Origin of the sequence: Bradyrhizobium sediminis (assembly GCF_018736085.1) — a bacterium.
Classification (GTDB): domain Bacteria; phylum Pseudomonadota; class Alphaproteobacteria; order Rhizobiales; family Xanthobacteraceae; genus Bradyrhizobium; species Bradyrhizobium sediminis.
On the sequence record NZ_CP076134.1, the window covers coordinates 4,977,159 to 4,990,524 of the forward strand.

A 13,366-nucleotide genomic window follows, 5' to 3' on the forward strand; every position below is an offset into this window, starting at 1 on the left:
TTTGCATCGACGGCGGCGGATATCTTGCCGCGCCGCGCGGCTTCCGCGCTTACAGCGTCGTGCACGCCGTGGTCTTGTACATCACGCAGCTCGATTGCCGCGGACGGGTGTAGGAGACATCATTCAGATTGATCCCGGCCGGCGCCATCACGTAACCGACCGCCGGCACGTATTTGTAGCTGACCTCGCTGAAGATCAGATAGGTTCCGCCAACCTTGAGCGCGGTCGGGATCGTCACCGTCGTGCCCGCCGCCCGCGCCGAGTTTCCCTGGCTCCATTGCACCCGCGCCGCCAGCGTCTTGGGGTCGATGTACAATTCGGTAATCGTGGATTGCGTCGGCGTCGACGAATAGGGGGTCATGATGCCCTTGCTGGCGGCAAAGAAATTGGTCAGGTCGCTGTCGGTGACCGACGTCGATTGCGAGGTCAGGTCAGACAGTGTGCGCGCCATCAGCGTCACCTTGCGGTCGACCGCCACGCCGGAGGAGAATTCGACGGTGCCGAAGAACATCACCAGCATGATCGGCACGATCACGGCGAATTCGGTCGCAGCTATACCGCGGCAATCGGCCAGCATCGCGGCGGCGGAGCACCGCAGGCGAAGCCAGATCAGGGACATCGACATCGTTTTCATGGCGCCATCTCAGAAGGGCTCGTTGCGGAAGGCGGCCGTCGCGCTCAACAGCCGCTTGCTGCCGGTGAGGTTCGCGATGTTGTAGCCGAGCCCGGTGACGAACAGCGGCCACTGGTAGAACACCCGAACCACGACGATGTCGCCGGCTTTGCCGGGGCTGTAACTCATGTTGGGCACGAAATTCTTGCCGGCGTCGATCGGGTCGGCGATCACCACACTGGAGAAGCCGGAATAGCTCTTCACGTCGACATAGAGGTCGTTGCAGTTGAACAGCGCGGGGATCTTTCCGCAGAGATAGGTCTTGAACTGCGCCTCGGTATAGGAGGCGGTCTGCGCCTGACCGGTCATGATCATGCGCGCGGAGTCCTGCGTGATGGTCTCGAGCACCTGGCTCGCGAAGAAGATGATCGCGGTCTCGATGATGGCGAACAGCAGCGCGAAGAATACCGGCGCGACGAGCGCGAACTCGACGGCGGCCGACCCCCGGCGGTTGCGGCGAAACTGGCGCAGGGCGTTTCTGGCGGTGGCCGTTGCGGCAGCGGGCGACGACATCGGGCAATCCTCAAGACACGCGGCAGCGATTTTTCCGCCCGCGAGATGTACTGCAAAGTGATTGTTGAAGTGTTTCGCCGGATCGAAGCGGGCCGGCCCGCTTCGTTAACCCGGCATTAACCGATCTGGGCATGGCGCGCGGCATCGATTCGCGGGACCGCCCTGTCGGGTGTGCCATCAGGCCGTGCCGGGCCCTGCAGGCGAGGTCCGCCAGCCGGTCCGGCGCGGACGGCTCAGTTCTGGGCTTTGCCCGCCGCAGCGGCGCTGCCGCTGGCCTGGCTGCTGAGCGTGCCGGCCTGATCGATCGCGGTCTTGAAGTAGGCCGCGCCATCGCCGAGCGTAACCCGGCGCTGGCAGACCGGCATGCAGCTATAGGATTCGCGTTCGACGCCGCGATAGATGGTGATGAGCTGGTCAGTGGGGCCTTCGACCTGGATGACCCGATCGACCACGATATCGCCGGCGCGATCCATCGCAACGAAGTTGGTGGCGCCGTAGCCCTTGCCGGTGACGACGATGATGCCGCCGCTCTGCAGGGTTACGTCGGCAATCAGCGGGTTTCCGACCACGATGGTGGCGACCTTGCCGGGGAGCTTGACGAGCTTCGCCTGATCGACGTTGACCGCGATGGTGTCGGCTACCGGCGCGGCCAGCGCCGCCGCCGGCCACAGCAGGATTCCAATCGCGAGCGAGCGGAATGAAAAGGGCGCGCGAGCGCGGATACGAAGGGAACTCACAGACATACTCTACCCCGGGACGTTGACTAGCCGGCAAAAGCGATACGCAGCGGAACCGGCGCCCGACCGGGCAAATCTGACCGCAATGTGTGAACGAAGTGCAAACGGTCTTTCGAAACCCGCGCCTCGCGGCCTGGAGTCTTTTCCGTTCCGATTGAATCGGAACGGGCCTCTATCTTTTGTTTTGACGCGTTTTCTTCACGCGAACCGGTATCCGCTTCGCTTGAAAACGCTCTGGTTAGTGCCGGAACGGATAGGCCAGTTGCCCGGCAATCTCCTGGGGAAACGTGGCCTGGTCGTCGACGCCATAATGATCGGGCAGCTTGTTGTCCGGCATCCGGTAGGTTCCGAACAGGACGTCCCAGAGCGGAAAGGTGCCGGCGAAGTTGGTATTGCCGCCCACTTCGAGCGCGGTGTGATGCCAGCGGTGGAAAACCGGGGTGGCCAGCACGTATCTGAACGGGCCGAGCGTCCAGTTCAGATTGGCGTGGACGAACGCCGAGTGGAACATGTTGAAGGGCCCGACCCAGAGCATGACGTTCGGCGAAATCCCCGCCATCAGCAGGATTACGTCGACGATGATGGTTCCGAGGAACAGGTTGACGGGGTGAAAGCGCGCCGCCGAGATCCAGTCCAGATCCTCGGAGGAATGATGGACGGCGTGATATTTCCAGAAGCCGCCGCCGTGGAACATCCGGTGCAGCCAGTACAGCATGAAGTCCGACAGCACCAGGAACAGCACCGCCTGGGACCACAGCGGCAGTTCGGACAGCGGGCCGTGGCCATTGTCGTAAAAGGCGATCAGCGCATCGGCGTCATGGATGTTGAAGACGACGCCGGCGCCGAGCACCAGGAGCCCGATCCGCAGCACGCGCCCGAACAAGGGCACGAAGAACCAGTAAACAATGTCGGTGACGAGCTCCCGCTTGCGCCACCATGGCGTTCCGGGATTGCAGGCCCAGAAATGGGTCAGCACCGAGAACACCAGCGCCAGCACGATCGTGACGGGCACCACCCTCGCGATCGTCTGGCCGAGCATCTCGACGACTTCCATGGGCAAATTTGACATCGCAACCTCATCCGACCGGGTCCTTCAAGGGGTACCCGTTCGCGCTTAAGGAGCCATGAATCCAAAGCCGTCGGCGTCCAACGCACGTTCAGGATAGTGTGTCGTTTTAGGTCACGCTTTCAGCCGACGGGGACTAGATCAACCGGTTGTTAGGAAGTTTCGTTCAGCGTGCGCGCGGAATGGCTGCATCGAACGGATTGGCCAAGACTTCAGTGAGGACAGTATCTTGCAAGCATTCCCCAGAGTTCTAGGCCGCCATTATTTCGCGATTTTTGTATTGGCCTCAGCGACTCTGTCCTATCAGATATTGATAACTCGTTTCTTCAGCGTCATGCTGTATTATCATTTTGCATTTGCTGCCATTTCGCTTGCCATGCTCGGGCTTACCCGCGGAGCCATGGAAGTCTACAACAAACCTGAGCGCTACGCTCTGGAACACGTGGGGATGGAATTCGCACGCCACGCCTCGTGGTTCGCGATCACCGGCGTTGGCGCAATGGTTGCCTTCCTCTGCGTGCCCCTCGTGATCCCCGAGCAATACGTGATGGCGGCGCTGGCGATCACGACGGTCGCCTTCGTAAGACCGTTTACTGAAAGTGGCGTCTGCATAACCCTTTTGTTGACTCGCCTGCCCTATAGCGGCGGCTGGCTTTATGCGGCCGACCTCGCAGGCGCGGCGCTCGGATGCCTCGGTGTCATCTTCGTATTGCTCATGGTCGATCCCGTGAGCGCCACATTGGCGATCGGCGCCTTTGCCGCCGGTGCAGGCTGGATCGTGGTGCGGGACAGCGGCGACATCCGCAGCCTGCGCCTCAGCGGCGCCATCGCGCTGAGTCTGGCTGCGGTCACCATTGTGCACACCGGACTTGAAGCTTCCGGCAGGAGCCATCTCGGCGTGTTCTGGGCCAAGGGCGCACAGCAGATGGGCACGCTGTTCGAACGCTGGAATACCTACTCGCGCGTGCGGGTGACGGCATGGGGAGAGACCGCTCCATTCGGCTGGGGCCTTACCCACGTGCCGGAGATGAAAATAGACCAGAAACGCCTCGATATCGACGCCGACGCGGCCACGGTCATCACCCGTTACGATGGCGATATCAGCAAGCTGTCCTACCTCAAAGACGACGTCATCAATGCCGCCTATCTGGTGCAACCGCCGGCCCAAGTCGCCGTCGTCGGCGTGGGGGGCGGCCGTGATATTCTTTCCGCGCTTTATTTCGGCGCCAAGCGCATCCACGGCATTGAAATCAATCCCGCGATCTTCGAAGTCCTCACCGACAAGTTCGCCGACTTCTCCGGCCACCTCGATCGCCAGCCCGGCGTGTCGCTGGTCAATGCCGAAGCGCGCAGCTACATCAATCACTCATCCGACCGCTACGACCTCGTCCAGATTTCGCTGATCGACACCTGGGCGGCGACGGCTGCCGGCGGATTGACGCTCACGGAAAATCGCCTCTACACCGTGGAGGCATGGGGTGACTTCTATAGGGCGCTGAACCCGGGCGGGATGCTGTCGATATCGCGCTGGTACGATCCAGACATTCACCGTGGCGAGTTCTATCGCCTGGTGGCGATCGCGGCGAGCGCGCTTCAGCGCAAAGGTGTACCCGCAGCCGAGCTGGCGCAGCATGTCGTCGCTCTGAACGTCGGCAATATCGTAACGGTGATTACCCGTCCTGACGCCTTCACCGATGCCCAATGGCAAGCTGCGCGCACCAGAGTTCTGGCCCAGGGCTTCAAGATACTGCTGGGGCCGGATGTTGCTTTCGACACTGTCACCTCGACGTTGTTGTCGGGCATGGCCGACGCGGCATTCTTCGCGTCATTGCCGGAGAACGTCACGCCCTCGACGGACGATAATCCGTTCTTCTTCTATACGACGCGGTTCGGGAATCTTGCCCGCACCTCCCCGAACGCCCCCACCCACAACAACGCGGCGATCAATATGACCTTGATGCTGATCATAGTATCGCTGCTCGCCTGCGTGTACTATATCATCACGCCGTTTGTCCGTCTCGCGAAGCGGATGCCGCTATCGACGCTGACGCCGCCCGTGGCGTATTTCTGCGCGATCGGCATGGGCTTCATGCTGATCGAGATATCGCAGATGCAGCGGCTGATGGTCTTCCTGGGGCATCCCGTCTACGGACTGGGCGTCGTACTTTTCACGATTCTTCTGTTTAGCGGGATCGGCAGCGCCACAGTCGGTGCGCAGGCCCCGCGATCGGGCGCGCTCATCGTGAGGGTTGTCGCCCTGCTGGCAACGGTGGTGCTGGCGGGGCTGTTGACTCCCCTGCTCACGACATGGGCGCGATCGGCAACCACCGACATGCGTATTCTGTCGTCGGTACTGCTGCTGGCTCCCCCGGCATTCTGCATGGGGATGATGTTCCCGCTCGGGCTGAGCATCTGGCGCCATCACGCGGGGCTTCTTCCGTTCTTCTGGAGCGCCAACGGGATTACCTCGATGTTTGCTTCGGTGCTGGGCATGGCCTTGTCGATCGAATTCGGCATCGCCACGACCTACACGTTGGGCGCCTGCTTCTATGTCGTCTGTGCTTTGGTGATTTTCATCAGCCGCCAGGGTATCCGCGCAGAAGAGTTTGCAGCGGGGTCCGTCAAGGGACTGGGATTGGCGCCTCAGGCTGAAGCTGCTGCGGCCAATCCGGCCGCAGCATCGGCCCAATCGACATAGATCGCCATCGCCGATCCGGATCGCTGCGCGGCGCGCGGAGCCATGCGGCGCAGCGCCAACGCCTTGTTGCGAACATCGCACTTAAGCGTTGCGTAACCACCTTCGGCTACACCGTGCCTGAGGTAGCGATGATGTCTGATGTTTCATCGACCGCGGACGGCCCCGCCTGTCGCACCAGCAGCACGGGAGGCCCGCTCGCCATGATGGCCGTGCTGTGGGGCACCGTCGTGATCGCGCTCGCCGCACCAGCCACGACAACCGGCGTGTTCGACGCCATGTCCACCGACGATGCGATGCGGCTGGTCGAACTGCGCGACCTGATCGCCGGACAAGGCTGGTTCGATCTGGTCCAGCACCGGCTCAATCCGCCCGGCGTCCTGATGCATTGGTCGCGCGCGATCGACGCCCCGCTGAGTGCGCTGATCCTGATCCTGCGACCGCTGGCGGGGACACATGGTGCGGAAGCCATCACGCTGGCACTGTGGCCAGCGCTGCTGTTCGGCGCGATCTTGCTGCTGGCCGCGGCGATCGCGAAGCGAATGAGCGACGGCGGCGCTCAACCCAAGACGCAGCTTGCCACCGCTCTGCTGACGGCGCTCTCGGTTCCTGCGCTCGTCCATTTTCGGGCCGGTGCCATCGATCATCATAATGCCCAGATCGTTCTCATGTTCGCTTTCGTCTTGCTGGCGACAGAGATCGAACGAAGCGCCGTCAAGGCATGCCTGGCCGGCGTCACAGCCTCATTGTCGCTGGCGATCGGGTTGGAAATGTTGCCGGCCATCGCCGCGGCATGCGTCGCAATATTCGGGTTGTTGATCTGGCGGGGCGACTCCGTATCCCGCCCGGTCAGTATCTTCGGCGGGGCACTGGCTGGATCGTCCCTGCTTCTCGCCTCGGTGCTGCTGCCGATCCATTCGCTCACAGCTCCCGCATGCGATGCGTTCGGAGGGCCGTTCCTGCTATTGATAGCCGGAGGCGGCGTGAGCCTGGTGGCAGTCGCATACGTCAATCGCCTTCATCCGACGCTGGGCGGACGGCTCGCTGCCGCTGCGGTCGCGGGAGGGGCACTTCTCGGATCGTTTTTCGAGTTGTTTCCCGGATGCATTGCGTCGCCTTATGCGCAGGTTGCTCCGCTGCTGACGGAGTTTTGGCTCGACCGCGTCGCCGAGACCATGTCGTTCCAAAAGGTGCTGCAATATACGCCGCAGAAAATCCTGGGCTTTTACGGCTTTCCGCTGATCACGCTCGGCTTGGCTGTGGTGGCCCTGATTCGCTGCGCGCCGCCCGCGCGATTTCCGTGGATCGTTTCCATCGTCACGCTTGCAGCGCTGATCGGGACCAGCCTGTGGGAGGTTCGCGGCGCTGCGGCCGCCAACATGGTGGCCGCGCCGTTCTGCGCCGTCAGCCTCGCCGGCCTTTGGGCCAACCGCGCACAGGGACGGCAGCTGGTTCTCGCTGCACTGATCGTTTCACCGGCAAGCCTTGGGGCCATTGGCCTTGCGGCGCGGCCCCTGATCGAGCGGATTCTCATGCCGCAATTCACCATTGCCGCGATGGATTCGACGGCGTCATGTCAGACTGTTTCCAGCGTCGCGTCGCTGGCGGGGCTGCCGCCCGGCCGCGTGATGGCTCCGATCGATCTCGGCCCAGCGATATTGGCCGCGACCGGCCACACTGTTTTCGCGGCCCCCTATCACCGCAACAACGATGGCAACCTTGCCATGGTCAATGCGATGCTGTCCGCCCCGGAGGCTGCGCAGCGAATCCTGTCCGACCGCCAAGTCGATTACGTCGTCATCTGCGCCGCCTCTCCCGATCAGAAGGACTTCGTCAAGTCGGCCCCGGATGGGCTGGCAGCGCGCCTCGGCCGCGGCGAGACGCCTGATTTCCTGCAACCGCTCGACCTCGATCCCACCCGCAAACTCACCGCATGGCGCGTACGAGAGTAAGGAATGATCAAGCTGCTCTTGTGCTTCAAGGGAAACCAGCCGTAACCGATTAACCTTGAATCATGAGTATGCGGCCTAGGTGAAAAAAGCTCGCATTGCGCGCGAAGCCTTAATCCCTCATTTACTCTGCTCAAGAACAGCGCCTTCGAACCATGTTTACGCGGCCGAATTAACTGCACTGCAATTTCCCGACCCTAGGGTGACGCCATGGTCACGGTGCTGAGAACGCCGGCGAGACCAAACTTAAGTCGACCAGCCACGTGTACACATGGAGTTAGCTATGAAGAACCTGATTGCGCGTTTCGTGAAGGACGAGTCCGGCGCCACCGCCATCGAATACGGCCTGATTGCAGCCGGCATTTCGCTCGCCATCATCGCCGTGGTGAACGGCCTCGGCACCAACCTGAATGCCAGGTTCACCTCGATCAACAACTCGCTGAAATAAGCGGCTGTTACGGGAAGCGTCAGAGGCCCCGGCAATCCCGGGGCCTTTGCTGTTTTTGAAGTCTGGCGTTGGCGTAGGGTAAACATGCGTGAACCGGCGACAGCCTCTGCCGCGGCCACGACCGCGTTGCCGCCGGCCGGCAGCCGCGACAAGCGGCCGGTGGAACTGGTGTGCCTGGCGCTGGTGCTGGCGCTTCTCGCCCTTGGCTCCCGGATTGCCAGCATCTGGTGAGACGTCCGTCCGTTTCCCGATTGTTCATCTCTGACCGATAGAATTGGGTGATGCTCCGACCTCGCGTCAGCCATACGGGCTGCATAATCCCATGATCCTCGACATCGTCCGCCTCTCGCTGTTTCCGGCCCTGATGGCGTTCGCGGCGGCCAGCGATCTCTTCACCATGACGATTTCGAACCGGGTGTCGCTGGCGCTGGCGGCGGGCTTTCTGGCGGTCGCGCTGCTGAGCGGCATGGGATTCTACGATATCCTGACCCATATCGGCGCCGGCTTGACCGTGCTCGCGGTCGCCTTTGCCTGCTTTGCGATGGGCTGGATCGGCGGCGGCGACGCCAAGGTCGCGGCTGCGGCCGCGCTGTGGTTCGGTTTCGGCCATCTGCTGAACTATCTGCTCTACGCCTCGCTGTTCGGCGGCGCCCTGACCCTGCTGCTGCTGCAGTTCCGGCAATGGCCGCTGCCCTACGCGCTGGCCGGCCAGCCCTGGCTGCTCAGGCTGCACGCCAAGGAGAGCGGCATTCCCTACGGCATCGCGCTGGCGATCGGCGCATTGATGATCTATCCGGAGACCGAATGGATCAAGGCGGTCGACCTCGCCCACTTCGCGGCGCGCTGAGCGCGTTGGTAAACTCCCGTTAACGCGATTTAGATACGCCTCATTAACCATGCTTTGACGAATAGCTGGTCAACTCCCGTCACGGCGGCGGCAGCGTCGCGGCGTAATGTGGAAAGTGAAGCGTAATGAATACCGCACGCATTGTGGTCCTGACCATCGCTGTCGGTGCCGGCGGCATTGCCGCATATCTCGCGAGCGGCTCCGACAACAAGCCTGCGCCGTCCGAACCGGTCGCGCAACTGCAGACCGTGGACGTCCTGGTGGCGAAGGCCGACATCGGCCTCGGCCAGTCGCTCAAGCCCGACGACCTGCAATGGCAGACCTGGCCCGCGGCGGCGACCAGCAGCACCTTCATTCGCCGCGGCGAACGCCCCGACGCCACCACCCAGGTCGCGGGCTCGATCGCGCGCGCGCCTTTCATCGCCGGCGAGCCGATCCGCGAGCAGAAGCTGGTCAAGACCGACGGATCCGGCTTCATGGCGGCGATCCTGCCCACCGGCATGCGCGCCATCTCCACCGAAATTTCGCCGGAGACCGGCGCCGGCGGCTTCATCCTGCCGAACGACCGGGTCGACGTGATTCTTTCCAAACGCGAAAAGAACCCCGACCGCAGCGGCCCCGACGTCGTCAATTCCGAGATCATCCTGAGCAACGTCCGCGTGCTCGCGATCGATCAGGCGCCGAAGGAAAAGGACGGCCAGAACGCCGTGGTCGGCAAGACCGTGACGCTCGAGCTGAAGCCCGAGCAGGCCGAGACGCTGGCCCGCGCGCGCCAGAGCGGCACGCTGGCGCTGGCGCTGCGCAGCATCGCCGATGTCAACATGGTCGAGAATACAACCGACGAGCGGGCTCCCAAGCGTGGCGACAGCGTCAACGTCGTTCGTTACGGCATCGCCAGCCCGACGACCACACAGAAGTGACCGAAAGGACGCACGATATGAAGTGCAGGGGAAATCAGCCGGTGATGCGGACCTTCATGGTCCGCGCCCTGTCGTTTTCGGCTGTGGCAGCGCTGATGTTCAATCAGGCCTTGGCGCCGGTGGTGGCGAGCGACTACCGCGTCGCCGCGCCGATGGCCGCCGATGGACAGATGAATGCGCGCTTTCTCGCCCTCGGCATCGGCAAATCCGTCGTGGTCGACCTGCCGCGCGACATCAAGGACGTGCTGGTCGCTGACCCCAAGATCGCCAATGCCGTGGTCCGTTCCGCGCAGCGCGCCTACATCATCGGCGCTGCGGTCGGCCAGACCAACATCGTATTCTTCGATTCCGCCGGCCAGCAGATCGCCGCCTACGACATCGCCGTCAAACGCGACCTCAACGGCGTCCGCGCCGCGCTCAAGACCACGCTGCCGAATGCCGACATCCAGATCGAGGGCGTCGGCGACGGCGTCATGTTGTCCGGATCGGCGGCAAGCCCGGTCGAGGCGCAGCAGGCCGGTGAACTCGCCGCCCGCCTGGTCGGCGGCGCCGACAAGGTCGTCAACTCGATCGCGGTCCGCGGCCGCGACCAGGTGATGCTGAAGGTCACGGTGGCCGAAGTCGCGCGCAACGTCATCAAGCAGCTCGGCATCGACCTCACCGCCAGCATGAGTTACGGCACCGCGGTCGTCAATTTCAGCAACGCCAACCCCTTTACGGCCTATGGCCGCGCGCTGGTCGCCAACAATGCCACGACCGCGTCGTTCGGAGCGACGCCGTCGGTGACGGCCACATTGCGCGCGATGGAAAGCGCAGGCGTGGTGCGCACGCTGGCCGAGCCCAACCTGACCGCGATTTCCGGCGAGTCCGCGACCTTCATCGCCGGCGGCGAGTTTCCGGTTCCCGCAGGCTACTCCTGCGACCCGACCACGCATGTCTGCACGACCCAGATCAGCTTCAAGAAGTTCGGTATTTCCCTCAACTTCACCCCGGTGGTGCTGACCGAGGGCCGCATCAGCCTGCGGGTGATGACGGAAGTCTCCGAATTGTCCAACGACAACTCGATCACGCTGTCGCAGTCGGTCACGGCCTCGACGGTGAACTCCGTGACCATTCCCTCGATCAAGACCCGCCGCGCCGAAACCACGCTGGAGATTCCGTCGGGCGGCGCGATGGCGATGGCGGGCCTGATCGCCGAACAGACCAAGCAGGCCATCAACGGCCTGCCCGGCCTCGCGCAACTGCCGATTCTCGGCACGCTGTTCCGCAGCCGCGACTACGTCAACAACCAGACCGAACTGATGGTGCTGGTGACGCCGATCATCGTGCGCGCGGTCGCGCAGAAGGACCTGTCGAGGCCGGATGACGGATTCGCCAGTTCGTCGGATCCGCAGGCCGATCTGCTCGGCAGCATCAATCGCATCTACGGCGTTCCGGGCCGCGTCGAGCCGGCACGGAATTATCGCGGCACCTACGGCTTTATTACCGACTGAGGCGGGACGAGGACGAAACCGATGACAGCCAGAATACCCCTCGATCGCAGCCGCGCTTTCCGCCTGGCGGGAGCGCTTGTCGGTCTTTCCGTCGTGCTCGGGGCCTGCAGGCACACCGAAGACGTGTACGCCGCAAGCGCTCCGAACGATTATCGCCTGCGCCATCCGATCGCCGTCGAGGAAGCCAACCGCTCGGTCGTGATCTTCGTCGGCCAGGCGCGCGGCGGCCTTTCCGCTTCGCAGCGCGCCGACGTCATAGGGCTGGCGCAGACCTGGCTCCGCGAAGGCACCGGCGCGATCACCGTCGACGTGCCGGTCGGCACGCCGAACGCGCGGGCGGCTGCGGATTCGTTCCGGGAAATCCAGGCGACGCTGGCGGCCGCGGGCGTGCCGCCGCGCGGCATCGTGGCCCGCCGCTATCATCCGGAAAACCCGCGCCACATGGAGGCGATCCGGATGAACTATCCGAAGATCTCGGCGGTGGCCGGTCCCTGCGGGACCTGGCCCGAGGATCTCGGCCCGTCGGTCAACAACACGAGCTATTTCGAAAACAAGCCCTACTACAATTTCGGCTGCGCCTATCAGCGCAACATGGCGGCGATGGCCGACAATCCGTCCGACCTGCTGCAGCCGCGGAGCGAGACGCCGGCCTATACGCCGCGGCGTTCCACCGCCTTCGACAAGTATCGCAAGGGCACGCCGACGACGACGATCTATCCCGAGGCCGAAAAGGCCAAACTCAGCGATACAGGCAAATGATCAGCTACGCGCGCCAGACCCCCGAAGAGCAGCCGGACGCCTCGTCCCCGGCGGCGGACGATCACATTGCGCCAGCGCCGCGTGTGTCGGTGCAGGCCTTTTGCGAGACCGTGGAGACCGCCGCCGCCGTGCAGTCGGCGGGCGAAGACCGCCGCCTCGGCAAGGCTCACCTCAAGATCCAGATGGGCGGCATGGCAGTCGCCATCGAGGCCTATCGCACCGCGCCGACGCCGAACGTGATCATCCTGGAAACCGAAGGCCGCAGCGACATCCTCGGCGGCCTCGACCAGCTTGCGACCGTGTGCGACGCCGGAACCCGGGTGGTCGTGATCGGCCGCATCAACGATGTCACGCTGTATCGCGAACTGGTCCGCCGCGGCGTCAGCGACTACGTGCTCGCGCCGGTCAACGCGCTGGACGTGGTGCGTTCGGTCTGCAACCTGTTCTCGGCGCCGGAAGCCAAGGCGGTCGGCCGCATCATCGCCATCGTCGGCGCCAAGGGCGGCGTCGGCGCGTCCACCATCGCGCACAACGTCGCCTGGGCGATCGCGCGCGATCTCGCGCTGGATTCCGTGGTTGCCGATCTCGATCTCGCGTTCGGCACCGCCGGCCTCGATTACAATCAGGATCCGCCGCAGGGCATTGCGGACGCGGTGTTCTCGCCCGATCGCGTCGATACCGCGTTCGTCGACCGCCTGCTGTCGAAGTGCACCGACCACCTCAGCCTGCTGGCGGCGCCGGCGACGCTGGACCGGGTCTACGACTTCGGCGCCGACGCGTTCGATGCGATCTTCGATACGCTTCGCACCACGATGCCGTGCATCGTGCTCGACGTTCCCCATCAGTGGTCGGGATGGACCAAGCGCGCCCTGGTGGGCGCCGACGATATTCTGATCGTCGGGGTGCCCGATCTCGCCAATTTGCGCAACACCAAGAACATCTTCGACCTGCTGAAGGCATCGCGGCCCAACGACCGGACCCCGCTCTACTGCCTCAATATGGTCGGCATGCCGAAGCGGCCGGAGATCAACGCCAGCGAATTCGCCAAGGCGATCGAGAGCCAGCCGATTGCCGCTATTCCGTTCGATCCGCAGATGTTCGGATCGGCGGCCAACAACGGCCAGATGATCGCGGAGATCTCCGCCAGCCATCGCACCACCGAGATGTTTCTGCAGATCGCACAGCGGCTGACAGGCCGCGGCGAGACCAAAAAGCCGCGGGGTTCGTTCCTGTCACCCCTCATCGAGAAGCTGCGGGCCAAGTAAC

The 13,366-nt window shown here is 63.5% G+C and carries 13 protein-coding genes; 9 read left to right on the forward strand and 4 right to left on the reverse strand.

The annotated features are described in order from the left end of the window. Window positions 1-49: 49 nt before the first annotated feature. The 4 genes from KMZ29_RS23995 to KMZ29_RS24010 form a co-directional block, all read right to left on the reverse strand. Window positions 50-625, reverse strand: a complete 576-nt coding sequence (locus KMZ29_RS23995) for a TadE/TadG family type IV pilus assembly protein (RefSeq protein WP_249779977.1) — start codon at window positions 623-625, stop codon at window positions 50-52. An 18-nt stretch (window positions 626-643) separates the two neighbouring features. Further along, the gene (locus tag KMZ29_RS24000) at window positions 644-1,186 is read right to left on the reverse strand and encodes a TadE/TadG family type IV pilus assembly protein (RefSeq protein ID WP_215621501.1); all 543 of its coding nucleotides are present in this window, start codon (window positions 1,184-1,186) and stop codon (window positions 644-646) included. Between the two features lie 233 nt (window positions 1,187-1,419). Continuing rightward, window positions 1,420-1,929 carry a pilus assembly protein N-terminal domain-containing protein gene (locus KMZ29_RS24005; protein WP_215621502.1) on the reverse strand — a complete coding sequence of 170 codons (510 nt, stop codon included), beginning with the start codon at window positions 1,927-1,929 and terminating at the stop codon, window positions 1,420-1,422. A gap of 232 nt (window positions 1,930-2,161) precedes the next feature. Next, window positions 2,162-2,992: a sterol desaturase family protein gene (locus KMZ29_RS24010; protein ID WP_215621503.1), complete on the reverse strand. Its 831-nt coding sequence runs from the start codon at window positions 2,990-2,992 to the stop codon at window positions 2,162-2,164. Window positions 2,993-3,218: 226 nt separating this feature from the next. On the opposite strand from KMZ29_RS24010, the gene KMZ29_RS24015 reads away from it, so the two are divergent. The 9 genes from KMZ29_RS24015 (at window position 3,219) to KMZ29_RS24055 (ending at window position 13,365) form a co-directional block, all read left to right on the forward strand. Then, entirely contained in the window at window positions 3,219-5,687 is a 2,469-nt protein-coding gene (locus KMZ29_RS24015) for a hypothetical protein (protein ID WP_249779779.1), read from the forward strand. 227 nt (window positions 5,688-5,914) lie between these two features. Next, window positions 5,915-7,636, forward strand: coding sequence for a hypothetical protein (locus KMZ29_RS24020; protein WP_249779780.1), 1,722 nt, complete (start codon window positions 5,915-5,917; stop codon window positions 7,634-7,636). Between the two features lie 280 nt (window positions 7,637-7,916). Further along, a complete protein-coding gene (locus tag KMZ29_RS24025; protein WP_215621505.1) occupies window positions 7,917-8,081 on the forward strand; it encodes a Flp family type IVb pilin in 165 nt (54 codons plus the stop codon). Between the two features lie 84 nt (window positions 8,082-8,165). Then, complete coding sequence (locus tag KMZ29_RS24030) at window positions 8,166-8,312, forward strand: hypothetical protein (protein ID WP_215621506.1); 147 nt, start codon at window positions 8,166-8,168, stop codon at window positions 8,310-8,312. A 91-nt stretch (window positions 8,313-8,403) separates the two neighbouring features. Then, window positions 8,404-8,928, forward strand: a complete 525-nt coding sequence (locus KMZ29_RS24035) for an A24 family peptidase (RefSeq protein WP_215621507.1) — start codon at window positions 8,404-8,406, stop codon at window positions 8,926-8,928. Window positions 8,929-9,053: 125 nt separating this feature from the next. Further along, window positions 9,054-9,848, forward strand: a complete 795-nt coding sequence (gene cpaB / locus KMZ29_RS24040) for a Flp pilus assembly protein CpaB (RefSeq protein ID WP_215621508.1) — start codon at window positions 9,054-9,056, stop codon at window positions 9,846-9,848. Window positions 9,849-9,865: 17 nt separating this feature from the next. Further along, window positions 9,866-11,341: a type II and III secretion system protein family protein gene (locus KMZ29_RS24045; protein ID WP_215621509.1), complete on the forward strand. Its 1,476-nt coding sequence runs from the start codon at window positions 9,866-9,868 to the stop codon at window positions 11,339-11,341. A gap of 21 nt (window positions 11,342-11,362) precedes the next feature. Next, a complete protein-coding gene (locus tag KMZ29_RS24050; protein ID WP_215621510.1) occupies window positions 11,363-12,100 on the forward strand; it encodes a CpaD family pilus assembly protein in 738 nt (245 codons plus the stop codon). Further along, a complete protein-coding gene (locus KMZ29_RS24055) occupies window positions 12,097-13,365 on the forward strand; it encodes a CpaE/TadZ family protein (RefSeq protein ID WP_215621511.1) in 1,269 nt (422 codons plus the stop codon). Before KMZ29_RS24050 ends, KMZ29_RS24055 begins: the two co-directional genes overlap by 4 nt. Window position 13,366: the final 1 nt, after the last annotated feature.

Bases quoted from the DNA above. Each gene is read 5' to 3' on its own strand.
- KMZ29_RS24050 (WP_215621510.1), top strand. From the start codon at position 11,363: ATGACAGCCAGAATACCCCTCGATCGCAGCCGCGCTTTCCGCCTGGCG.
- KMZ29_RS24005 (WP_215621502.1), bottom strand. From the start codon at position 1,929: ATGTCTGTGAGTTCCCTTCGTATCCGCGCTCGCGCGCCCTTTTCATTC.
- KMZ29_RS24000 (WP_215621501.1), bottom strand. From the start codon at position 1,186: ATGTCGTCGCCCGCTGCCGCAACGGCCACCGCCAGAAACGCCCTGCGC.
- KMZ29_RS24035 (WP_215621507.1), top strand. From the start codon at position 8,404: ATGATCCTCGACATCGTCCGCCTCTCGCTGTTTCCGGCCCTGATGGCG.
- KMZ29_RS24045 (WP_215621509.1), top strand. From the start codon at position 9,866: ATGAAGTGCAGGGGAAATCAGCCGGTGATGCGGACCTTCATGGTCCGC.
- KMZ29_RS24025 (WP_215621505.1), top strand. From the start codon at position 7,917: ATGAAGAACCTGATTGCGCGTTTCGTGAAGGACGAGTCCGGCGCCACC.
- cpaB (WP_215621508.1), top strand. From the start codon at position 9,054: ATGAATACCGCACGCATTGTGGTCCTGACCATCGCTGTCGGTGCCGGC.
- KMZ29_RS24010 (WP_215621503.1), bottom strand. From the start codon at position 2,992: ATGTCAAATTTGCCCATGGAAGTCGTCGAGATGCTCGGCCAGACGATC.
- KMZ29_RS24055 (WP_215621511.1), top strand. From the start codon at position 12,097: ATGATCAGCTACGCGCGCCAGACCCCCGAAGAGCAGCCGGACGCCTCG.
- KMZ29_RS23995 (WP_249779977.1), bottom strand. From the start codon at position 625: ATGTCGATGTCCCTGATCTGGCTTCGCCTGCGGTGCTCCGCCGCCGCG.
- KMZ29_RS24030 (WP_215621506.1), top strand. From the start codon at position 8,166: ATGCGTGAACCGGCGACAGCCTCTGCCGCGGCCACGACCGCGTTGCCG.